At 63.3% G+C, this 21,256-nt stretch carries 18 protein-coding genes and 1 pseudogene; 9 read left to right on the top strand and 10 right to left on the bottom strand.

What is annotated here, in order from left to right; all coding sequences use genetic code 11:
- The 3 genes and pseudogenes from CK226_RS03815 to CK226_RS03805 form a co-directional block, all read right to left on the bottom strand.
- Positions 1 to 703 (bottom strand): annotated as a pseudogene (locus CK226_RS03815) (glutamine--fructose-6-phosphate aminotransferase); the annotation flags it as partial.
- A gap of 200 nt (positions 704 to 903) precedes the next feature.
- Positions 904 to 2,280 (bottom strand): bifunctional UDP-N-acetylglucosamine diphosphorylase/glucosamine-1-phosphate N-acetyltransferase GlmU, encoded by a 1,377-nt coding sequence (gene glmU, locus CK226_RS03810; protein WP_095791036.1) that lies wholly within the window; start codon positions 2,278 to 2,280, stop codon positions 904 to 906.
- A gap of 158 nt (positions 2,281 to 2,438) precedes the next feature.
- Positions 2,439 to 3,185 (bottom strand): cytochrome c biogenesis CcdA family protein, encoded by a 747-nt coding sequence (locus CK226_RS03805; protein ID WP_095772753.1) that lies wholly within the window; start codon positions 3,183 to 3,185, stop codon positions 2,439 to 2,441.
- Between the two features lie 177 nt (positions 3,186 to 3,362).
- Here CK226_RS03805 and CK226_RS03800 point away from each other — a divergent pair, with 177 nt between their 5' ends.
- The 9 genes from CK226_RS03800 (at position 3,363) to CK226_RS03760 (ending at position 12,879) form a co-directional block, all read left to right on the top strand.
- Positions 3,363 to 3,740 carry a hypothetical protein gene (locus tag CK226_RS03800; protein ID WP_095790092.1) on the top strand — a complete coding sequence of 126 codons (378 nt, stop codon included), beginning with the start codon at positions 3,363 to 3,365 and terminating at the stop codon, positions 3,738 to 3,740.
- A 367-nt stretch (positions 3,741 to 4,107) separates the two neighbouring features.
- The gene (gene topA / locus CK226_RS03795; protein WP_095791035.1) at positions 4,108 to 6,729 is read left to right on the top strand and encodes a type I DNA topoisomerase; all 2,622 of its coding nucleotides are present in this window, start codon (positions 4,108 to 4,110) and stop codon (positions 6,727 to 6,729) included.
- Between the two features lie 6 nt (positions 6,730 to 6,735).
- Entirely contained in the window at positions 6,736 to 9,042 is a 2,307-nt protein-coding gene (rnr, locus tag CK226_RS03790) for a ribonuclease R (RefSeq protein WP_095791034.1), read from the top strand.
- Positions 9,042 to 9,494, top strand: a complete 453-nt coding sequence (locus CK226_RS03785) for a DUF983 domain-containing protein (RefSeq protein ID WP_095791088.1) — start codon at positions 9,042 to 9,044, stop codon at positions 9,492 to 9,494. Before rnr ends, CK226_RS03785 begins: the two co-directional genes overlap by 1 nt.
- 73 nt (positions 9,495 to 9,567) lie before the next feature.
- Entirely contained in the window at positions 9,568 to 10,308 is a 741-nt protein-coding gene (locus CK226_RS03780; protein WP_095791033.1) for an NUDIX hydrolase, read from the top strand.
- A 78-nt stretch (positions 10,309 to 10,386) separates the two neighbouring features.
- Positions 10,387 to 11,565 carry an MFS transporter gene (locus tag CK226_RS03775; protein WP_095791032.1) on the top strand — a complete coding sequence of 393 codons (1,179 nt, stop codon included), beginning with the start codon at positions 10,387 to 10,389 and terminating at the stop codon, positions 11,563 to 11,565.
- A gap of 112 nt (positions 11,566 to 11,677) precedes the next feature.
- A complete protein-coding gene (locus tag CK226_RS03770; RefSeq protein ID WP_095791031.1) occupies positions 11,678 to 12,136 on the top strand; it encodes a hypothetical protein in 459 nt (152 codons plus the stop codon).
- Positions 12,137 to 12,289: 153 nt separating this feature from the next.
- Positions 12,290 to 12,457, top strand: coding sequence for a 50S ribosomal protein L33 (gene rpmG, locus CK226_RS03765; protein WP_006201775.1), 168 nt, complete (start codon positions 12,290 to 12,292; stop codon positions 12,455 to 12,457).
- 233 nt (positions 12,458 to 12,690) lie between these two features.
- Positions 12,691 to 12,879 (top strand): hypothetical protein, encoded by a 189-nt coding sequence (locus CK226_RS03760; RefSeq protein ID WP_095791030.1) that lies wholly within the window; start codon positions 12,691 to 12,693, stop codon positions 12,877 to 12,879.
- Positions 12,880 to 13,050: 171 nt separating this feature from the next.
- On the opposite strand, the gene ugpC is transcribed toward CK226_RS03760, so the two are convergent.
- From ugpC to CK226_RS03725, 7 genes are all read right to left on the bottom strand, one after another.
- Entirely contained in the window at positions 13,051 to 14,118 is a 1,068-nt protein-coding gene (ugpC, locus tag CK226_RS03755) for a sn-glycerol-3-phosphate ABC transporter ATP-binding protein UgpC (RefSeq protein WP_095791029.1), read from the bottom strand.
- A 4-nt stretch (positions 14,119 to 14,122) separates the two neighbouring features.
- The gene (locus CK226_RS03750) at positions 14,123 to 14,971 is read right to left on the bottom strand and encodes a carbohydrate ABC transporter permease (protein ID WP_095772762.1); all 849 of its coding nucleotides are present in this window, start codon (positions 14,969 to 14,971) and stop codon (positions 14,123 to 14,125) included.
- Positions 14,971 to 15,894 (bottom strand): sugar ABC transporter permease, encoded by a 924-nt coding sequence (locus CK226_RS03745; RefSeq protein WP_095772763.1) that lies wholly within the window; start codon positions 15,892 to 15,894, stop codon positions 14,971 to 14,973. The genes CK226_RS03750 and CK226_RS03745 overlap by 1 nt, the downstream gene beginning before the upstream one ends.
- Before the next feature lie 182 nt (positions 15,895 to 16,076).
- Complete coding sequence (locus CK226_RS03740) at positions 16,077 to 17,354, bottom strand: sugar ABC transporter substrate-binding protein (protein WP_095773080.1); 1,278 nt, start codon at positions 17,352 to 17,354, stop codon at positions 16,077 to 16,079.
- A 29-nt stretch (positions 17,355 to 17,383) separates the two neighbouring features.
- Positions 17,384 to 18,571 (bottom strand): PLP-dependent transferase, encoded by a 1,188-nt coding sequence (locus CK226_RS03735; RefSeq protein ID WP_095791028.1) that lies wholly within the window; start codon positions 18,569 to 18,571, stop codon positions 17,384 to 17,386.
- A complete protein-coding gene (locus tag CK226_RS03730) occupies positions 18,568 to 19,302 on the bottom strand; it encodes a FadR/GntR family transcriptional regulator (protein ID WP_095772765.1) in 735 nt (244 codons plus the stop codon). Before CK226_RS03730 ends, CK226_RS03735 begins: the two co-directional genes overlap by 4 nt.
- Positions 19,303 to 19,462: 160 nt before the next feature.
- Positions 19,463 to 20,929, bottom strand: coding sequence for an FAD-dependent monooxygenase (locus tag CK226_RS03725; RefSeq protein ID WP_095791027.1), 1,467 nt, complete (start codon positions 20,927 to 20,929; stop codon positions 19,463 to 19,465).
- Between the last annotated feature and the right edge of the window lie 327 nt (positions 20,930 to 21,256).

The raw sequence follows: 21,256 nt of genomic DNA, 5'->3' as shown, positions 1-21,256 counted from the left end.
GCTGGCGCTTGCGCTCGACTTGTCTGCCGTCGATGTCGAAGATGGCGACGCTGTCGCGGCGCACCACCGCCCAGTCGCCATCCTCGAGATAGGTGATCGAATTGGTGAACGGCGCCAGCGCGATGGCGTCGGAACCCAGGAACATCTCGCCGTCGCCATGGCCGACGGCCAGCGGCGGGCCGTTGCGGGCGCCGACGATCAGGTCCTCGTCGCCCTTGAACATGATGGCCAGCGCAAAGGCGCCTTCCAGCCGCTTCAGCGCCTGGTGCGCGGCTTCGACCGGCTTCAGCCCCTTGGCCAGTTCCCGCGCCACCAGGTGGGCGACGACCTCGGTGTCGGTCTGCGAGGAGAAGGCATAGCCGTCGCGGACCAGCTCGTCGCGCAGCTCGGAAAAATTCTCGATGATGCCGTTGTGGACGATGGCGACGCCGTCGGAAAAATGCGGATGCGCGTTGGTCTCGTTGGGCACGCCATGGGTGGCCCAGCGTGTGTGGCCGATGCCGATCGTGCCGTCGAGCGGCTCGTCCTTGAGCCGGCGTTCGAGGTTGATCAGCTTGCCTTCGGCGCGGCGGCGGGCGAGTTCGCCATGCTCGATGGTGGCGACGCCGGCCGAGTCATAGCCGCGATATTCCAGCCGCTTCAGCGCATCGACAATGAGCGGCGCAACCTGCGAGTGGCCGACGATTCCAACGATACCGCACATGCAGATAGCCCCCGATTCCCCATGGAAAACCAGCGATACTTAGGGATGGCCGGTCTACCGCGAAAGTCACATTGCATTTCGCCCGGTGTAACGGACGGTTGTGCACCCATGCACCATGACAGACCGCTGTTGCAATCCGGTTACTGCAATTGGTCGGTTTTTCGATTGCTTCGGCGGGAAGTAAACCCGCTGGCTGACCGTCAGTGATCGGCGCCAGCCGCCTTCTTTTTCGCCGCCGCGGCCGAGGCAAAGCGCTCGCGCAATTCCTTGCCCTTTCCGGGGATCGTCTTCTGGCGGGCGCGGCCGAAGGCCAGCGCATCGTCTGGCACGCTTTCGGTGATCACGCTGCCGGAGGCGATGTAGCCACCCTTGCCGATCGATACGGGCGCCACCAGCGAGGAGTTCGAACCGACAAAGGCGCCCTCGCCGATGTCGGTGAAGAATTTCGAATAGCCGTCATAATTGCAGGTGATGGTGCCGGCGCCGATATTGGCCCCCGCGCCGACACGGGCATCGCCGATGTAGGTCAAATGGTTGACCTTGGCGCCCTCCTCGATGACAGCCTGCTTGACCTCGCAGAAATTGCCGACCTTTGCCTTGTTCCGAAGATCGGCCCCCGGCCGCAACCGCGCGAACGGACCGACATCGCAGTTCGCGGCAATGGTCGCGCCTTCGATATGGCTGAAGGCATGGATCTTGGCGCCGCCGGCAATCTTCACGCCCGGGCCGAACCAGACATTCGGCTCGACGATGGTGTCGGCGCCGACCTCGGTGTCGTGCGAGAAATACACCGTCTCCGGCGCGATCAGCGTCACGCCCGACAGCATCGCCTCCTGGCGGCGGCGTGCCTGCCAGATGCCTTCGGCCTGGGCCAGTTCGGCGCGGTTGTTGATGCCGAGCGCATTCTCGAAGCTGGCCTCGGTGGCGACGACATCAAGGCCTTGCGCGCCCGCGATCTCGACGATGTCGGTGAGATAATACTCGCCCTTGGCATTCTTGTTGCCGACCGCGTCGAGCAGCTTCAGTGCGTGGGCGCCGGCCACCGCCATCATGCCGGCATTGCAGAAACCGATCTTCTTCTCCGCCTCGGAGCAGTCCTTTTCCTCGCGGATGGCAATCAGCTTGCCGCCTTTTTCGACCAGCCGGCCATAGCCGTTTGGATTGGGCGTTCGGAAGCCGATCACCGCAACGGCCGCACCTTCGGCGAGCTTCAGCCGAGCCAGGTTCAGCGCTTCCGCATCGATCAGCGGCGTGTCGCCGAACATCACCAGGATGTCGTCATAACCCCTTGATATCGCTTCACGTGCGGCAAGAACGGCATGCGCCGTACCCAGGCGCTCTTCCTGCACGAAGGTCTCGGCCTTGGGCGAGAACTTCGCCACCGCCTTGCGCATCTCTTCCGCACCATGGCCGATGACGATCGCATCGCTGCTGGCGCCGGCGGCGTCGGCCGCCTTGACCACATGAGCGACCATCGGCAGGCCTGCGATCTGGTGCAGCACCTTCGGCAGCGCGCTCTTCATGCGCGTGCCTTCGCCGGCGGCGAGGATGACGGACAGGCAGGATCTCTGGCTCATGGAAGGGCAACCGTAGGAAAAGGGTTGGGAATCAAGACAGGATAGCAGTGGCGCCATGCTGCACCAATGCGGTTAAATTCCGGTGAGGTGGCGGAGCAGCTGACTCTTGATCAGCTACCCCACAGCTCGATCCTAACAGCAATAGCGGCAGTGGCGATCTACCCCAGCCGGCCCAGCACCGGGAAATTCTCCAGCAGCCAGTAGGACACGGTCTGCACGCCGCCGGTGAGGAAAAACACGCCGGCGACCACCAGCAGCGCGCCGATCGCCTTTTCGACGCGGCCGAGATGGACGCGGAATTTGCCGAGAAAGCGCATGAAGGCGCCGGAGAACAGCGCCGCGATCAGGAAGGGGATGCCAAGGCCAAGCGAATAAGCGGCGAGCAGCAGCGCGCCCTCGCCTACGGTTTCGCGGCCGCCGGCCAGCGTCAGGATCGGCCCCAGCACCGGGCCGATACAGGGCGTCCAGCCGAAGGCGAAGGCGAGCCCCATGACATAGGCGGCGATAGCGTTGGCCGGCTTGCCTTGCGACTGGAAGCGCGCCTCGCGCGACAGAAGCGGAATACGCAGTATGCCGAGAAAATTCAGGCCCATCAGGATGATCAGCACGCCGGCGCCCATCGCCAGCGGCTCCTGCCAGACGCGCAGCAACCGGCCGATGGTCGAGGCGCCGGCGCCGAGCGCGACGAACACCGTCGAGAAGCCGAGCACGAAGGCGATCGAGGAATAGAGCAGCGCGCCGCGCGTGCCTTCGCGGGCTGTCACGCCCGCATCGCCGCGAAAATCGTCGACCGACACGCCTGCCATGTAGCAGAGATAGGGCGGCACCAGCGGCAGCACGCAAGGCGACAGGAACGAGATGGCTCCCGCCCCGACGGCGCTGACATAGCCGATGTCCAATGCCATTCCAAAACTCCAACTGCTCCCGGCCGGATATAGCGACGGCCAGGCCTGTCTGCCAATCACCATTATGTGGAACGTCAGCGGCATACCGACATGGGGACGAAAGCGGCGGCATGGGACGTTGATATCAAAGAGGCCGCGATTTCCCGCGCCTCTCCAATATCAGCCAGGGAGATTTCCATGAAAACCATGACCATAGGGCTGGCCGCGCTGCTTCTCAGCACCGCCGCATCCTTCGCCGCCGACGCGTGGAAGAAAGCCGAGGTCAACGGCACCAAGATCTACACCGACGCCAAGGGCATGACGCTCTATACCTATGACAAGGATGAGAAGGGCAAGACCAATTGCTACGACAAATGCGCCGCCAACTGGCCGGCGCTGAAGGCCGCGGCCGGCGCCAAGGCGGACGACGAATGGAGCGTCATCGACCGCACCGACGGCACCAAGATGTGGGCCTATGACGGCAAGCCGGTCTACACCTTCATCAAGGACAAGAAGGCCGGCGATGTGAACGGTGACGGTGTCGCCGGCGTCTGGCACATGCTGAAAGCCGATTGATCCTCGATACAATCGCCCGCCCGACGGCGGGACAAGGCTGGTCGCCGGGCATCCTCCATGCAGCCGGCGGCCAGCGTCAGGCGGCCTTTCCCCTCGTCGTCCCGGCATCGTACGCAAGCCGCCTTCTCCGCAACTCGGCGCAAAATGAATCGGGCCGTTCGCCCCGAGCAAGCGACGTCATCCCTCCCAGCCAAAATCTGTGATTTTCTCCATACACTCTAAGAGTGTATTGCTGCGAACAGCCCCGCAATTTGGGCGCTTCCCCTTGACCGGATGCAAAAGCGCGGCCATGTGAGCGGCAAATAGAACGAGATTTCGTCGCGCGCAGCGGAATTCTTCTGCCGCATCACAGCTGATATGAGACCTCATGGACGTCGTCGTCGTCGAATCGCCGGCCAAGGCGAAGACAATCAACAAATACCTCGGCAAGAACTACAAGGTTCTGGCCTCGTTCGGCCATGTCCGCGATTTGCCGGCCAAGGACGGCTCGGTGCGCCCGGATGAAGACTTCGCCATGTCCTGGGCGGTCGACACCGCCTCGGGCAAGCGGCTCGCCGACATCGCCAAGGCGGTCAAGGATGCCGACGGCCTGATCCTCGCCACCGACCCGGATCGCGAAGGCGAGGCCATTTCCTGGCATGTGCTGGAAGTTCTGAGGCAGAAGCGTGCGCTGAAGGACAAGCCGGTCAGCCGCGTCGTCTTCAACGCCATCACCAAATCGTCGGTGCTGGAGGCCATGGCCAATCCGCGCCAGATCGACGCGCCGCTGGTCGATGCCTATCTTGCCCGCCGGGCGCTGGACTATCTCGTCGGCTTCACGCTGTCGCCGGTGCTGTGGCGCAAATTGCCCGGCGCCCGCTCGGCCGGCCGCGTCCAGTCCGTGGCGCTGCGCCTGGTCTGCGACCGTGAATCCGAGATCGAACGCTTCATCCGCGAGGAATATTGGCAGATCGCCGCCATCCTCGGCACGCCACGCAACGAGACTTTCGAGGCGCGGCTGACCGCCTTCGAGCGCAAGAAGCTGCAAAAGCTCGACATTGCCAACAAGGCGCAGGCCGACGACATCAAGGCAATGCTCGAGGGCGCGACCTTCAAGGCATTGTCGGTGGAAGCCAAGCCGACCAAGCGTAATCCAGGCCCGCCCTTCACCACCTCGACGCTGCAGCAGGCCGCTTCATCGGGCCTCGGTTTCTCCGCCACCCGCACCATGCAGGTGGCGCAACGGCTCTATGAAGGCATGGAGATCGGCGGCGAGACCGCCGGCCTGATCACCTATATGCGAACCGACGGCGTTCAGATGGCGCCCGAGGCGATCGACGCTGCCCGTGAGGCCATCGCCAAGGAATTCGGCCCGAAATACCTGCCGGAAAAGCCGCGTTTCTACACGACCAAGGCCAAGAATGCCCAGGAAGCGCACGAAGCGATCCGCCCGACGGATTTCATGCGCACCCCGGCCTCGGTTCGGCAATATCTCGATTCCGACCAGATGCGGCTTTATGAGCTGATCTGGAAGCGCGCCATCGCCAGCCAGATGCAGCCGGCCGAGATCGAGCGCACCACCGTCGAGATCGAGGGGGTCAACGGCGCCCGCAGCGCCGAGCTTCGCGCGGTCGGTTCGGTCGTTCGCTTCGACGGCTTCATCGCCGCCTACACCGATCAGAAGGACGATGACGCGGAGGACGAGGAAAACCGCCGTCTGCCGGAAATCCGCGCCGGCGAGCAGCTTGCCCGCCAGGCAATCAACGCCACCCAGCACACGACCGAGCCGCCGCCGCGCTATTCCGAAGCCACGCTGATCAAGAAGCTGGAAGAGCTCGGCATCGGCCGGCCTTCGACCTATACGGCAATCCTGAAGACGCTTGAGGACCGCGACTATGTCACGATCGACAAGCGCCGGCTGGTGCCGCAGGCCAAGGGCCGTCTATTGTCAGCTTTCCTCGAAAGCTTCTTCGAGCGCTATGTCGAATATGACTTCACCGCATCGCTGGAGGAAAAGCTCGACGAGATTTCCGACGGCAAGCTCGCCTGGAAGGACGTGCTGCGCGATTTCTGGAAGGATTTTTCGGGCGCGGTCGCCGACATCAAGGAGCTGCGTGTCACCGACGTCCTCGATGCGCTGAACGAGGAACTGGCGCCGCTGGTCTTCCCCGCGCGCGAAGACGGCTCCAACCCGCGCATCTGCCCGAAATGCGGCACCGGCAACCTCTCGCTGAAGCTCGGCAAGTTCGGCGCCTTTGTCGGCTGCTCGAACTATCCCGAATGTTCCTTCACCCGCCAGCTCGGCGACGCCGCCAATCCGAATGGCGAGAATGGCGGCGGCGAGGACGGCATCAAGGTGCTCGGCAAGGACCCCTACACGGCGGAGGAAATCACCCTGCGCTCGGGCCGCTTCGGTCCTTACCTCCAGCGCGGCGACGGCAAGGAAGCCAAGCGCTCGAGCCTGCCCAAGGGTTGGACGCCCGGGACCATCGACCATGAGAAAGCATTGGCGTTGCTGGCGCTGCCGCGCGATATCGGCAAGCATCCCGAGACGTCCAAGATGATCTCGGCCGGGCTCGGCCGCTACGGCCCGTTCGTGCTGCATGATGGCACCTACGCCAATCTCGACAGCATCGAGGATGTCTTCTCGATCGGCCTCAACCGCGCCGTCACGGTGATTGCCGAGAAGCAGTCGAAGGGCAAGGGCGGCCGCAATGGCGGCACGCCGGCGGCCCTGAAGGAGCTTGGCGACCATCCGGATGGCGGCGGCAAGATCGTCGTGCGCGACGGCAAATACGGGCCTTACGTCAATTTCGGCAAGGTCAATGCCACGCTGCCCAAGGGCAAGGATCCGCAATCGGTGACGATCGAGGATGCGCTGGCGCTGATCGCCGAGAAGGAAGCCAAGGGCGGCGGCGGCAAGAAGCCGTTCCGCAAGGCTGCCGCGGCCAAAGCGCCGGCAGCCAAGAAGACCGCGGCCAAGAAGCCGGCAGCGAAGAAAAAAGGGTAGGACGGCGTGGCGCGCAGGATCACCGGACGGAGCCACGGCGATCCGCGCACCGCCGACACCAGGGCCAAGGTCAAGGACGACTACCGGCCCTCGCGCGACGAAATCCTGCGCTATATCGCCGAAAATCCCGACCGTGCCGGAAAGCGCGACATCGCCAAGGCCTTCGCGCTGCGTGGCGACGACCGCGTCTGGCTGAAAGATATTTTGCGCGACCTGCAGGATGAAGGCGTGCTCACCAAGGAGCGCAAGCGGCTGGCCCGCGTCGGCGCCCTGCCCCATGTCGCCGTGCTCGACATTTTTGGCCGTGACGGCGACGGCATTTTGCTGGCGCATCCGGCGGAGTCCGTAGGTACCGGGGAGCCACCTGTCGTCTCGATCCGCGTTTCGCGCAGCGGCAACGGTCCGGCGCCGGGCATTGGAGACCGCGTCCTGGCCAAGACCTTCCCGACCGATGATCCGTCAGGCCCCGCCTATACCGGCCGGGTGATGAAGATTTTTGAGAAACGCACAGATGCCGTCCTCGGCGTCTTCCGCGTGCTAAAGGACGGTACCTTCCGCATCGAGCCGGTGGAACGGCGCCAGCCGGAGTTGATCGTCGACAAGGAATTCCAGAACGGCGCCAAGAATGGCGACCTCGTCGAGGTCGAGCCCGCGCGGGCTTCCCGCTACGGGCTACCGAGAGCCAAGGTGCTCAATGTGCTGGGCTCGCTGACCAGCGAAAAAGCGGTCTCGATGATCGCCATTCACGCCCACGACATCCCGCACATCTTTCCGGCCGATGTCATCGCCGAATCCGAAGCCGTCAAGCCGGCGACGCTTGACCGCCGCGAGGACTGGCGCGACCTGCCATTCGTCACCATCGATCCGGCCGACGCCAAGGACCATGATGACGCTGTGTTTGCGACGCCTGATCTCGACGAAAAGAACCCGGGCGGCGTGATCGCCACGGTGGCGATCGCCGATGTTGCCGCCTATGTCCGCTACGGCACGGCGCTGGACCGCGAAGCCTTGAAGCGCGGCAATTCGGTCTATTTCCCGGATCGCGTCGTGCCGATGCTGCCCGAGCGTATTTCCAATGATCTCTGCTCGCTGCGCGAGGGCCAGGATCGCCCGGCGCTGGCCGTGCGCATGACCTTCTCCGCCGATGGCCACAAGATCCGGCACTCTTTCCACCGCGTGATGATGAAATCGGCGGCGAAGCTCGCCTATCCGCAGGCGCAGGCGGCGATCGACGGAGTGCCCGACGACAAGACCGGCCCGATCCTCGACACGGTGCTGAAGCCGCTCTGGGATGCCTATGCGATCCTCAAGCAAGGTCGCGCCGGCCGCCAGCCGCTCGAACTCGACCTGCCGGAGCGCAAGATCATGCTCAAGCCGGATGGCACGGTCGACCGTGTCATCGTGCCGGAACGCCTCGATGCCCATAAGCTCATTGAAGAATTCATGATCCAGGCCAATGTCGCCGCCGCCGAGACGCTGGAGGCGAAGAAGCAGGCGCTGGTCTACCGCGTGCACGACGCGCCGTCGCTCGCCAAACAGGAATCGCTGCGCGAATTCCTGCAGACGCTCGGCCTGTCGCTGGCGCGCGGCGCGCAGATGCGACCCAGCCAGTTCAACGGCATTCTCGAGCGCGTGCGCGGCGCCGACAATGAGGCACTGGTCAACGAAGTGGTCCTGCGCTCGCAGAGCCAGGCTGAATATTCGCCCGGGAATATCGGCCATTTCGGCCTCAACCTCAGGCGCTACGCGCATTTCACCTCGCCCATCCGTCGCTATGCCGATTTGATCGTGCATCGCGGGCTTATTGCCGCACTCGGCCTCGGTCAGGGAGGACTGACGCAGGACGAAGCAGCCCGGCTCGAAGACGTTGCGATCCTGATCTCCGGCACGGAACGGCGTGCCATGGCGGCCGAGCGCGACACGGTCGACCGGCTGATTGCAGCCTATCTCGCCGAGCGCATCGACGACCGGTTCGACGCCCGAATCTCCGGCGTCACCAAATCAGGACTATTTGTCCAATTGCCGCAATATGGCGCCGATGGCTTCATCCCCGTGTCAACTCTGGGCGGCGATTACTATATATACGACGAAACGGCTCGCTCGCTCTTCGGAGAACGCTCAGGCAAAGGCTACCAGCTCGCGGACCATGTCGAGGTCCGGCTCGTCGAGGTGGCACCGATGGCCGGCGCCATGCGCTTCGAGATGCTGACCGACCCGAAGCCCCTGCCAGGCTCTACCAGGTCGTTTCACAAGGCTAAGGGCCGCGCCCGTGCGTCGCAATCGCGACCGGGTTCGCGCGGCAGGAGACGATGATGCCAGAGGAATTAGGGATACAAGAACGGGTTTTCGGCGGCGAACATCACACGGGTCGGGTCGCCCGCCCCTTGTGGACGGCGATGAAGCGCGGCCTTTTGGGCCGCTGCCCGAACTGCGGCGAAGGCAAGCTGTTTCGCGGCTTCACCAAGACTGTCGAGACCTGCAGCGTCTGTGGCGAGGAAATCCATCACCATCGCGCCGACGACCTGCCGGCCTATCTGGTCATCGTCATCGTCGGCCACATCGTTCTCGGCGCCTTCATGGGCGTCGAAGCGGCATCGACGCTGTCCACCTGGCAGCACATCCTCATCTGGGTGCCCTTGACCATCATCTTGTCGGTTGCGCTGCTGCAGCCTGTCAAAGGCGCCGTCATCGGACTGCAATGGGCGTTCTATATGCACGGATTCGGTGGCGAAAAGGATGGGGCGGGCTCCCACCACGGCGCCTGATGCGCCGCTGGCGCAACACGCCAATCGCTAAGGCCACTTTCGCATGCAAGAAGTTTCCGCTAGGTCCCTGCGCATGGAAGCAATGACCAAGGCGGATGTCGACAAGCTCGACAAGGGTCTTGCCGCGCATGGCGGCCGGCCCCTGCGTCCGCGTGACGCCGCGACCCTGATTCTTCTCGACCGCGAGGGCGATGAGGTGCTGGTGCTGATGGGGCGCCGTCACGCCGGCCACGCCTTCATGCCCGGAAAATTCGTGTTTCCCGGTGGCCGTACCGACCCGGCCGACAGCCGCATCGCGACGGCCACGGCATTGCATCGCGACGAGGAAGCGAAGCTGCGTGCGGGTCCCGGCCGCACCAGTGCCGCGCGGGCCCGCGCTGTCGCTCTGTCGGCAATTCGCGAGACCTATGAGGAAGCCGGTCTGCTCATCGGCGAGAGGGCCGCCTTTGCCACCGACAAGCGTGACTGGCAAGGTTTCGTCGAACACGGCGTAAAGCCTTCGCTCGAAACGCTGCGCTTCATCGCGCGCGCCATCACTCCGCCCAACCGGGTGCGCCGCTTCGACACGCGTTTCTTCAGCGCCTGGCGCAGCGACGTCGCCGTTGAACTGCCGGGCGGCGGCCCGACCAATGAACTCGAGGAACTGGTCTGGCTGCCGCTTGCCAAGGCCAGGGAAGCCGACATACCCGACATCACCCGAATGATCCTGGACGAGCTGGAAAAACGCCTCGCCCAAGATCCGATGCTGCGTCCGGGCGGCCCCGTGCCCTTCTACCGGCTTGTCCGCAACAGCTTCACCCGCGAACTTTTGTAGAGCAATTCCGGGAAGAGGGTGACGCGGTTTTCCGCCCGGAATTGCGCAAGATCAACGAGACAGAGTATTCAGCATCCCATGACGGTCGATACCCAACCAAAGGGCGACGAACGCGTACACTGGCTGCCGATGGTGGCGGCGATCTCGTCGATCAGCGTCGTCGGCATCGCCATTGGCCTCGGCATGCCACTGCTCAGCGTCATCCTCGAAACGCGCGGCCACTCGGCTTCGATGATCGGCCTCAACACCGCCGTCGCCGGCCTGGCCTCGATCGCCGGTGCGCCGCTGGCGACGCCGCTCGCCATGCGCTTTGGCGTCGCCTGGACCATGATCGCCATGATCGCCACCGGCGCGCTGGCCTTCGTCGGCTTCCATTTCGCACCCAATTTCTGGATGTGGTTCCCGCTGCGCATCGTGCTGCATGTCGCGTTGACGGTGCTGTTCATCCTGTCGGAATTCTGGATCAGCACGTCGGCGCCGCCGCACCGGCGCGGCCTTGTCCTTGGCATCTACGCCACCGTCCTTTCGCTCGGGTTTGCCGCCGGCCCCTGGCTGTTCGCCCATCTCGGCAGCTCCGGCTTCAGGCCGTTCGGCGTAATCATTGGATTGGTGACGCTGGCCGCCGTACCGGTGCTGGCCGCGCGCAACGAAAGCCCCTCCATCGTGGCCGATGGCGAAACCAGCAATTTCCTGCGCTACGTCTGGCTGGTGCCGACCGCGACTTTTGCCGTGCTGGTGTTCGGCGCGGTCGAAACAGGCGGCTTCGCGCTGTTCCCGGTCTATGGCAACCGCATCGGCTATTCCGAAGCCGACGCCGCATTGCTGCTGACCATGATCGGGCTGGGCAATGTGCTCCTGCAGATCCCGATCGGCATGATCAGCGACCGCGTTTCGGACCGGCGCCATCTGCTGCTCGCCTGCGCCACGGTTGGCCTCGCCGGTACGCTGTTCATGCCCTTCTTTGCCGCGAACTGGCACTTGATGGCAGCGCTTCTGTTCGTCTGGGGCGGTGTCGTCGCGGCCATGTACACGATCGGCCTCGCCCATCTCGGTTCGCAGCTCTCCGGCCACGAACTGGCGTCGGCCAACGCGGCCTTCGTGCTGTGCTACGGCGTCGGCATGGTGCTTGGTCCGCAGGCGATCGGCATCGGCATGGACAGCTTCGGGCCTTCCGGCTTCGGCTGGTCGCTCGGCCTGTTCTTCGGCGCCTATATCACCCTGGTCTGCTTCAGGCTGGTGCGCAAGATCCTTTTGTAGCGCGACCGGGACAGCGATTCTGTTCGCGTACGCGGCAGGCTGCTGACAGAACCATGTCAGCAGCAGCGCGGTAAAAGAGTGTCCCCAAACATCGGAAGTTGAGGACACTCCCATGATCGACAGCGGCTTTGAAACCACATCCCTGAGAATGACGCTTCTGCTGCTCGTGACCTTCCAGGCCCCGGCGGCGGATGTCGACCGCATCATGGACGCGGTGGTTGCGATCGCCCCGCTGGCGATGGGCAAATATGACCGCAACGCCTATCAGTCGGCGCACGGCATCGAGCGCTACAGGCCGCTTGAGGGGGCCGCAGCCGGCGCCGAGACCGAATTGCGCCGCCGCCCGGGCACGGTCGAGGTTTCCTTCGAATTGCCTGATGACCAGGCTTTGGCCAGCCGTGTCGTCGAGGCGATTTTCCAGGCCCATTCCTACCAGGAGCCGGTGATCCGCATCCAGCCGATCCTCGCCAGCCGCTCCAAAGGGCTGGACGACCGTGCCAATCCGAATCGCTGGTGGAACACCACCGGGGACTGGAAAAAGATTGCGGCGCCGGAGACAGAAACCGCATGATTTGAGGCCATGGGGCGGTTCCGGTGGGGCGGAGAAGCTCCGCCGGGCTTGACTTTCCAGGCACGTTCTTTATGTGTCGCGCCAAGTTTCCCGCGTCCGGGTGTTTTCCCGTGCTCCAGCGGCCAAAACCCCACGAACAAACGGACTGATACCATGGCCAAAGCCGCAAACATCAAGATCAAGCTTCTGTCGACCGCCGACACTGGTTTCTTCTACGTGACCAGCAAGAACAGCCGTACCAAGACCGACAAGCTGTCGTTCCGCAAGTACGACCCGGTCGCCAAGAAGCACGTCGAATTCAAGGAAACCAAGATCAAGTAATCTGGTTTTGCCCTTGCAAACAAAAACGCCGCCCATCGGGCGGCGTTTTTGTTTCTAAGTCATTGTTTTCGTTAAGACAGGCGATGGACCGCATAGCGGCCAGCATAACGCGTCGGGTAGCCAATATGGCTAAACCACGAGCCGCTATTCCTTAAATTGCCGATTTTTCTATTAGCAATCTCTAAACTAAGTGGGAGGACGATGCGGCGTTGGGTTGGCTAGTGGGTGTTGCGATGCAAAGCGACTTTGCAGCGGCGCGCGAGCTGTTGGAATGCGCACAAAACCGCCTGTGCGGCGAGGATGAAACAAGCCAAAGCATACGGGCCAGGCTGGATGTAATGATCGAAGAAATAGCGGCTGCGGAATTTCAGAAGTCGCCGCTGACGATCGTGCCTTTCCCGAAAAGCCGGCCGCCGAGGTAGCCCAACAAATAGCCCGCACGGTGCGGGCCTTGCGGCACGAAAGACCCGCTTCTCCTTTCGAAGCGAGGGAGCCTCCCAAATCTGGTGAAGCGGAGTACCTCCCTGGCAATTGCGGCGCAGCGCCTGCTGAGGCTGCGAGTTGGGTTCCCTCGGCCCCGCCCGAAATCTCTTTCAGCCGATGCGATCGCCGCTTTTCGGATCGAACAGATGCAGCGCCGCAGGATCGGCCGCCAGCCGCACGGTGTCGCCGGGCCTCACGCCGGCCCGCCCCATGGCAAAGACGCAGAGCTGCTGGTTGGCCAGTTTGACGTAGAACTGCGTCGAAAGCCCGAGCGGCTCCACCACCACCACCTCACCCTGCAGCGCGCCGTCATCGGCCAGCCTTATATGTTCAGGCCGCAGGCCGATGGTGATCGCGTCGCCGTCCTTCAGCGGCAAGCCATCCGGCAGCCGCAGCTTCTGGCCATCGGAAAGCACCGCGTCCACCTTTCCGGCCTTCTCCACGGTTGCCGGCAGGAAATTCATGCCCGGTGAGCCGATGAAGCCGGCAACGAACATGTTGGCCGGCCGGTCATAGAGATCGAGCGGCGCACCAACCTGCTGGATCAGCCCGTCATGCATGACGACGATCCGGTCGGCCATGGTCATCGCTTCGATCTGGTCGTGGGTGACATAGACCGAGGTGGTCTTCAACTGCTGGTGCAGCGCCTTGATCTCGGCACGCATATGCACGCGCAGCTTGGCGTCGAGGTTGGACAGCGGCTCGTCGAAGAGAAAAACCTTGGGATCGCGCACGATGGCGCGGCCCATGGCGACGCGCTGGCGTTGGCCGCCCGACAATTGCCGTGGCAAGCGTTGCAGGAATGTGTCGAGCCCGAGCCGCTTGGCCGCGCCATCCACCCTTGCATCGATCGTCGACTTCTGCGCCTTCTTCAGGAGCAGGCTGAAGCCCATGTTCTTCGACACGTCCATGTGCGGGTAGAGCGCGTAAGACTGGAACACCATGGCGATGTCGCGGTCCTTGGGCGCCACATCATTGACCAGCCGCTCGCCGATACGGATCTCGCCGCCTGAAGCCTCCTCCAGTCCGGCGATCATGCGCAAAAGCGTCGACTTGCCGCAGCCGGACGGCCCGACCAGGACGACGAACTCGCCATCGGCGATTTCAAGATCGACCGCATGCAGGACGCGGACGGCGCCATAATCCTTGCGGACTTTTTCGAGCGTAACAGAGGCCATCGATCTATCCTTTGACGGCGCCGGCGGTCAGGCCGGTGACGAGATAGCGTTGCAGGAAGGCGAAGAAGATGCAGACCGGGATCAGCGCCAGGATGGACGCTGCCATCATCTGCCCCCAGTCGACGGCGAACTTGCCGATGAAGGTGAGCAGGCCGACGGCGAAAGTCTTCTGGTCGTCGCTGGAGATCAGCATCAGGGCGAACAGAAGCTCGCTCCAGGCGGCGGTGAAGACAAAGCCGAGCGTCGCGCCCATGCCGGGCAGTGTCAGCGGCACGATCACCTTGCGCATCGCCTGCGCACGGGTGCAGCCGTCGATCATCGCCGCTTCCTCCAGATCCTTCGGGATGCCATCGAAGAAGGACTGCATCAGGAAGGTGGCGAAAGCGGTGTTGAAGGCGGTGTAGATGATGATCAGCCCCGTCAGGCTGTTGATCAGGCCGATCTGCCCCATGACGCGGTAGATTGGCGGAATGACCATGACCAGCGGAAACGTCTGGGTCAAAAGCAGCATCAAGGCCAGCGCCGCCTTGCCGCGAAAGGTGAAGCGCGACATGGCGTAGCCGGCAAGCGTGGCGATGATCGTGACCAAGGCCGCCGTCGACACCGAGACGATGACGCTGTTGAGGAAGTAGCGCGGGAAATCGGTGGCCTCGAGCACGGTGACGAAGTTCTGCAGCGTCATGCGCGATGGCCAGAAGGTGATGCCTTCGGAATAGAGCAGCCGTTCCGGCGTCACCGAGATCTTCAGCGTCCAGTAGATGGGGAACAAGGCGAAGACCACATAGGCCGCGATCGCCGCGTAGAGGCCGACGCCGCCGAAGAACCGTTGTGAGGTTGAGCGTCCCGCGATCATCAGACGTGCCTCACCAGGGAGCGGCGTATGCCGATCAGCGCGATGGCATAGGCGATCAGCAACACAAGCAGCAGCACGGCCACCGCCGAGGCATAGCCCTTGTCCAGCGACTTGAAGGCGCTGACATAGATGTAGACCGGTACCGTGTTGGTCGAGCCGGCCGGTCCGCCCTCGGTCATGACGAAGATCAGGTCGGCGAAGGTGGCGATCCAGATGGTGCGCAGCATCACCGTGATGGCAATCGTCGGCGCCAGGAACGGCAGCGTCACCTTGGTGAAGCGCTGCCAGGGCGAAGCGCCGTCGATCGCCGCAGCCTCGTGCAGTTCCGACGGAATGGACTTCAGCGCCGCCAGCAGCGTGATGGCGAAGAACGGAATGCCGAACCAGACATTGGCGACGATCGGTCCCCACATCGCCGTGGCAGGATCGGAGAGCACATTGGTCGGTTCCGCCTTCAGCCCAAGCGCGAACAACCAGTGCGGCAGTGGCCCGATGATCGGATTGAACAGCCAGGCCCAGGTCAGGCCCGACAGGAAGGATGGCACCGCCCAGGGCAGGAACACCAGCGCCTGCACCGCCTTGCGGCCGCGGAACGGCTTGTCGAGCAGCAGCGCCAGGCCAAGGCCGAGGAAGAATTGGAAGAACAGGCTGGCAACCGTCCACCACAGCGTGTTGACCAGCGCCTGGCCCAGCACCTGGTCCGACAGCATCGCCTGATACTGGCCAAGCCCGACATATTCCGACTTGAACGCCGAGAATTTGCGGAAGGAGTAGCTGATGCCGATGACCAGCGGCACCAAAAGCACCACGACCAGCAGGATGATCGCCGGGCTGAGATAGAGCCAGGGCTCGATGGCGGCGTGCGACAGCCGCTTTCGTCGCGGCTTGCTGGCGGATCGGATTTCGGACACGGCGTAGGTCATCGATTTGGCTCTACGGTGGAGGATGGTGCCGGAAGGCAAAACAGCGTCCTTCACCCGTTCGACGGGGAGAAGATGCAGGCAGGCAGATGAGGGCGGCGCTGGCTTCTCAAAACTTGGAGCCGCCTCTCATCCGGCCCTTTCGGGCCACCTTCACCCCGTAAATGGGGAGAAGGGAAGAAGAACTACTTCTTGTTCTTCGCCAGCCAGTCCTGCTGTTCCTTGGTCAGGAAGGCGGCCCACTGGTCGGCGACATCCTTGGCGGTCTTCTGCCCAAGCAGCACTTCCTGGAAATTCTTGATCGCCACCTGGTCGACGAAATTGCCGAGGTTTTCCAGATGCGTCGGCGGCGTCACCATTTCATATTTGGAGGTGTCGCTGAGCTCCGTGAACCAGCCCTTGAACTGCTCGGTCTTGAAATGCGGATCCTGGTCGGCGCCGTTGTGGATCGGCACCACGCCGACTTCCTTCGCCCATTCGAGATTGTCCTTGGGCGAGAGCAGCGTCGCCATCAGCTTCCAGGCATCGTCCTTGTGCTGCGAGTTCGCGAACATCGCCCAGCCGGCATAGCCGAGCGTCGGATAGGACTTGCCGCTCGGGCCAACCGGCAGCGGCGCCACGGCGAAGTCGTCGGCGCTCATCTTGTCGGCGATGCCGAGCAGCGCGTCCGGATCCTGGTTGAGCATGGCGCAGGTGCCGGAATAGAAACCGGTGACGGTTTCGTTGAAGCCCCAGCTCACCGCATCCTTCGGCGCCAGCCCGTCCTTGTACATGTCGGCCAGCATCTGCAGGCCCTTCACCGAGCCCTCCTCGTTGATGGTCGAGGTGCCGTCCTCGTTGAAGTATCCGCCCTTGCCCTGGGCGATGTTCATGAACATGTGCATGCCGTTGAAGGCGCCCGGTCCGCCGCGCAGGCAGTAGCCGTATTTGCCCGGAATGGCGGAGATCTTCTTGGAGTCGGCGACGAACTCGTCGAGCGTCGCCGGCGGGCCGTCGAGGCCGGCCTGCTTGAACAGCTTCTTGTTCCAGAACAGCGCATTCACATAGTAGCCGTACGGGATCATGAACTGGGTGTTGTTGACCGTCGAGCCGAACTGCTTGGCGCGCTCGCCGAGCGTCTTGGCGTCATCCCATTTGGCCATGTAGGGACCGAGATCCTCGAGCTGGGCATTGTTGGCATAGAGGCCCATCCAGCGTTCCGGCATCTCGACCACGTCGGGCGTGTCGCCGGCCTGCACCATGGTCAGGAACTTTTCGAAGGCCTGGCCCCAGGGCAGCGAGATCAGCTCGACCTTGACGCCCGGATTGGCGGCCTCGAACTCGGCGATCTGCTTTTTCAGGAATTCGGTGCGCGGCGGGCTGGTGATGACTTCGACCATCTTCAGGGTCGAATCGGCCAGCGCGCTCCCGGCGGAAATTGCCAGCCCCGCAACGGTGGCAAGCATGACGGTCAGTTTTTTCATGTTCAAGACTCCCATTTTGAACCCGCTTGTTATTTTCTGGCTTTTTCGAAGGCCTGGGCGACGTCGGCCCAGAGGTCTTCGACACTTTCCAATCCGACATTGAAGCGGATGGTTCGGGGGCTCACGCCGAAGCGCGCCATCGAATTCAGTCCCGGCGTCTGCTCCAGCGACGCCTTGGCCGGCACGACCAGACTTTCATGCCCGCCCCAGCTGACGCCGATGCGGAAATACTTCAGCGCGTCGACGAAGACCGGGATGTCGATATCGTCCGTGACCTCGAAGGAGAACAGGCCGGCATAGCCGGCCAGCGTCGCCTTGCCGGGATGGTTCGAATAGGCTGGATGGTTGACGCGCTCGACATGGGCATGCGCCTTCAGCCGTTCGGCGATGGTGAGGCCGCTCTTCATGTGGTGCGGCAGGCGCAGCGGCAGCGTGCGCAGGCCGCGCAGCAGCAGCCAGGCCTCGAATGGCGACAGCTTGCCGCCTAGATAAGAATAGGTCTGCTCGTTGATATGCCTGATATGGGCGGCCGAGCCCGCCACCACGCCGGCGACTGTGTCGCTGTGCCCGCCGAGATATTTCGAGGCCGAATGCAAAACCAGGTCGACGCCATGCGAGATCGGCTTCTGGAACACCGGCGTTGCCCAGGAATTGTCGATCGTGGTGACGATGCCCTGCTCTTTCGCCAGCCGGGTCAAATGCGCGATGTCCTGGAGTTCGAACATCATCGAGGTCGGGCTTTCCAGGTAGAGCAGCTTGGCGCCGGGAAATGCCGCCGCGACCGCATCCGGATCGGAGCCGTCAACATAGTCGACCTTGATGTTGAGCCGGGGCAACAACCGTTCGAACAGCCGGTAGGCATCGCCATAGCAGTTGCGCACCGCGACAATGCGCTCGCCCGCCCCGACGAAGGCAAGCACGGTGGCGCTGATCGCCGCCATGCCGCTGGAAAAGCCGCGCGCGGCCTCGGCGCCCTCGAGCGCGGCGACGCGCGCTTCGAACTCCATCACGGTCGGATTGTCGCCGCGCGAATAGATCGGCTGTTTTCGTTTGCCGGCAAATGTATCGGCCATTTCGGCATAGCTGGCGAAAGTGAACAGCGAGGTCTGATAGATCGGCGGCACCACCGCGCCACCGGGGAACGGTTCATCATGCGCCAGCAATGTCGCCGCCTCGGCAAGATAATCGTGATCGAAACCGGTCGGATGCTCGTTCATGTCTGGCTCGAAAGTTTGAGTTTCGCAGCACCGCGCTTGAGATCGTCCTCGACGGTCGCGATCAGCTTGAGCGCCTCGGCACGGGCGCCTTGCGGGTCGCGTGCGGCAATGCATTCGTAGATGGTGCGGTGATAGGGAAAGCTGGCGTGGCCGAAATCGCGCACGCCCAGAGGATGCTCCCAGAAGCGATGGAACAGCTCGTGCATGGCGGCGATGATCTGCTCGAACAGCGGATTGCCGGAGACCCGGTAGATCGCCTGGTGGAACTCCCAGTCCTCTTCCGACGACATGCCGTCGCGGGTGCGGAAGGCCTGCTCCATGATGTCGAGCTTGCGCATGATCTCGGCAATGTCCGCGGGGCTGGCGCGTTCGGCGCAAAGGGCCGCCGCCTCCGCTTCCAGCGCGCGGCGAATTTCAAGCGTATGCATCAGGCTGGTGAAGTCGTTGCCGCCTGCCAGCGTCAGCGGCATGTGCAGCATGTCGGGCGAAACAGCCGCCTTGAGATAGGTGCCGCTGCCTTGCCGGCGCTCGACCAGGCCAAGCCCCTCCCACCGCGTCAGCGCCTCGCGCACCGTGTTGCGGCTGACCTTCAGCCGCTCGGCCAGGATGCGTTCGGTCGGAAGCCGGTCGCCGGGCTGCAGGGCCTCGGCGCGAACAAAACCCACCAACGCCTTCAGCACGGCGTCATCGCGCGCCGTCGTCTGAATGGGTGGCAGGCTGTTCTGGTCCACAAATCCTCCCGACTTCAAGTGGTCCAATGGTCCAACCAATTTCTGCACAGATGAAACCTCCTGTCAACTGATTGTCAGGAGGACTGTCGGCTTCTGCCTTATCGCAAGCTGCCACGCGATGCGCTTCAGGGCATCGCGTGGACCCGCTTCCATCTATGCGCTAGCTGGCGGGCGGCCCGAACCAGGTGGTTAGCGCCTCAGCCAGCCCCTGTTGGGTTCCGAACCCAACCCAGGCCACATAGCCATCGGGCCGGATCAGCACGGCGGCCGGCGCGGCCACCGTCCCGAGAACCGGCAGCTCCCAGGGGCCGTCATATCCATCCTCGATCTGCCGGACCCGATCCGCCCAGGGCGCAATATCCACCCTGCCCGGTTCGCCGAAATTTAGAAGCACCGGCCGGGCATCGTGAAGCAGACTGAAGACCCGCACCGGACCGTTGGCCGTGGCCAGGTCGAGGTCGGGCATTCGCCGCCCAAGCAGTGGATGTCCCTCGCCGAGATCGTAATGTACACCCAGACCGGACATCTCCCCCGCGATCCGTTTGCGCGGCTCATCCATGCCAAGCAGTTCGGTAAAGATGTCGTTCAACGCCTTGGTGCTGGCATCCATGCGGCGAAGCGCAACCTGTGCCTTCGCGTTGCGCAGCACGCGAGCGGCGATCGGATGACGCTCGGCGTGATAACTGTCGAGAAGGCTTTCCGGTGAGGTCCGCTTGACCACCTGGGCCAGCTTCCACCCCAGATTGACCGCGTCCTGCACGCCGACATTGAGCCCCTGCCCGCCCATCGGCGGATGGATATGCGCGGCGTCGCCGGCCAGCAGGACACGTCTGTCGCGGTAGGCGGCGGCCTGCCGTGTCATGTCGGTAAAGCGCGAGATCCAGGTCGGACTGTGGATCCCGTAATCGGTGCCATAGACTGCAGCAAGCGCCTCACGGAGATCTTGCAGCGTCGGTTCGCCGCCGATGGTCAATTGTCTCTCGGTCAGAACGACACCCAGCCGGTCGCTGTCTTCGATCTTGCCTATCGCATGAATTCCGTAGGCGTCGCTGCGAAAGCCCAGTGCCGGCTCACTGGACATTTCGACCTCGGCGATCATCCAGCTTATCGTCGGATCCCAGCCGGGGAACTCGACACCCGCCGCCTTGCGGATCGTGCTGCGCCCGCCGTCGCAGCCAACGAGGTATTGTGCCCGCAACCGTTGGCCTCCGGACAGCTCCACGTCGACGCCGCCATCATCCTGCGCGAAACCGGTGACGTCCTGTCCGCGATAGATCGGCACCCCCAACTCGTCGATCCAGTCGGCCAATATCCGTTCGATATGGTTTTGCCGCAGCGCCAGCAGGTAGTTGTGCCGGCTGGGAAAATCGCTGATATCCAAACGGATCATGTGGAAGCCGACGGTCGGGAAGCTTTGCCCTTGCGAGAGAAACCGTTCGGCAATTCCACGCTGATCGAGAACTTCGATGGTGCGCGCGTGCAGGCCGCCCGCGCGCAACCCGGCCAGCTGATGGGTTGGGCGCCGCTCGACAATGGCAACGTCGATGCCCGCCAAAGCGAGCTCCCCCGCCAGCATCAATCCTGTCGGACCGCCCCCGGCGATCGCCACCGCATGCTCTGAAATCATTAATCGCTACTCCGTTTTCGCGCCTGATCTGCGTGGTTTTTACGGGAGGAGACGGGTCTTGCCGCAAGCCCCTTGTGCGCCATATGTATGAAATGGAAGGGGTACTCTGCCGCCGTGATCGCTTGGCCGGCCGGCGGCCGTGGATCGAGGACGGGAGTCCTGATTGCTCACAGGCAAAAAAATCAGAGAACTTCGTGCCTTGGCACGAAGTTCTGATGTTCTGTTTGGAGGAAGGGGGCCGGTCGGCGTTTGGCAGCGGTACGAGGAGGCCACTATGTGCCAGCGCCGGCCGGCCGACCCCACGGACCCAGGAGATGCGGCGGACCT

The organism is Mesorhizobium sp. WSM4311, from assembly GCF_002295115.1.
Taxonomy (GTDB): domain Bacteria; phylum Pseudomonadota; class Alphaproteobacteria; order Rhizobiales; family Rhizobiaceae; genus Mesorhizobium.
Note: the sequence above shows the minus strand (reverse complement) of the source record. Positions and strands in the feature narration are given on the sequence as shown.

Coding starts and splice junctions, on each gene's coding strand:
- glmU (WP_095791036.1), bottom strand. CDS start 2,280: ATGAGCCAGAGATCCTGCCTGTCCGTCATCCTCGCCGCCGGCGAAGGC.
- CK226_RS03805 (WP_095772753.1), bottom strand. CDS start 3,185: ATGGCATTGGACATCGGCTATGTCAGCGCCGTCGGGGCGGGAGCCATC.
- CK226_RS03800 (WP_095790092.1), top strand. CDS start 3,363: ATGAAAACCATGACCATAGGGCTGGCCGCGCTGCTTCTCAGCACCGCC.
- topA (WP_095791035.1), top strand. CDS start 4,108: ATGGACGTCGTCGTCGTCGAATCGCCGGCCAAGGCGAAGACAATCAAC.
- CK226_RS03785 (WP_095791088.1), top strand. CDS start 9,042: ATGCCAGAGGAATTAGGGATACAAGAACGGGTTTTCGGCGGCGAACAT.
- CK226_RS03780 (WP_095791033.1), top strand. CDS start 9,568: ATGGAAGCAATGACCAAGGCGGATGTCGACAAGCTCGACAAGGGTCTT.
- CK226_RS03775 (WP_095791032.1), top strand. CDS start 10,387: ATGACGGTCGATACCCAACCAAAGGGCGACGAACGCGTACACTGGCTG.
- CK226_RS03770 (WP_095791031.1), top strand. CDS start 11,678: ATGATCGACAGCGGCTTTGAAACCACATCCCTGAGAATGACGCTTCTG.
- rpmG (WP_006201775.1), top strand. CDS start 12,290: ATGGCCAAAGCCGCAAACATCAAGATCAAGCTTCTGTCGACCGCCGAC.
- CK226_RS03760 (WP_095791030.1), top strand. CDS start 12,691: ATGCAAAGCGACTTTGCAGCGGCGCGCGAGCTGTTGGAATGCGCACAA.
- ugpC (WP_095791029.1), bottom strand. CDS start 14,118: ATGGCCTCTGTTACGCTCGAAAAAGTCCGCAAGGATTATGGCGCCGTC.
- CK226_RS03750 (WP_095772762.1), bottom strand. CDS start 14,971: ATGATCGCGGGACGCTCAACCTCACAACGGTTCTTCGGCGGCGTCGGC.
- CK226_RS03745 (WP_095772763.1), bottom strand. CDS start 15,894: ATGACCTACGCCGTGTCCGAAATCCGATCCGCCAGCAAGCCGCGACGA.
- CK226_RS03740 (WP_095773080.1), bottom strand. CDS start 17,354: ATGAAAAAACTGACCGTCATGCTTGCCACCGTTGCGGGGCTGGCAATT.
- CK226_RS03735 (WP_095791028.1), bottom strand. CDS start 18,571: ATGAACGAGCATCCGACCGGTTTCGATCACGATTATCTTGCCGAGGCG.
- CK226_RS03725 (WP_095791027.1), bottom strand. CDS start 20,929: ATGATTTCAGAGCATGCGGTGGCGATCGCCGGGGGCGGTCCGACAGGA.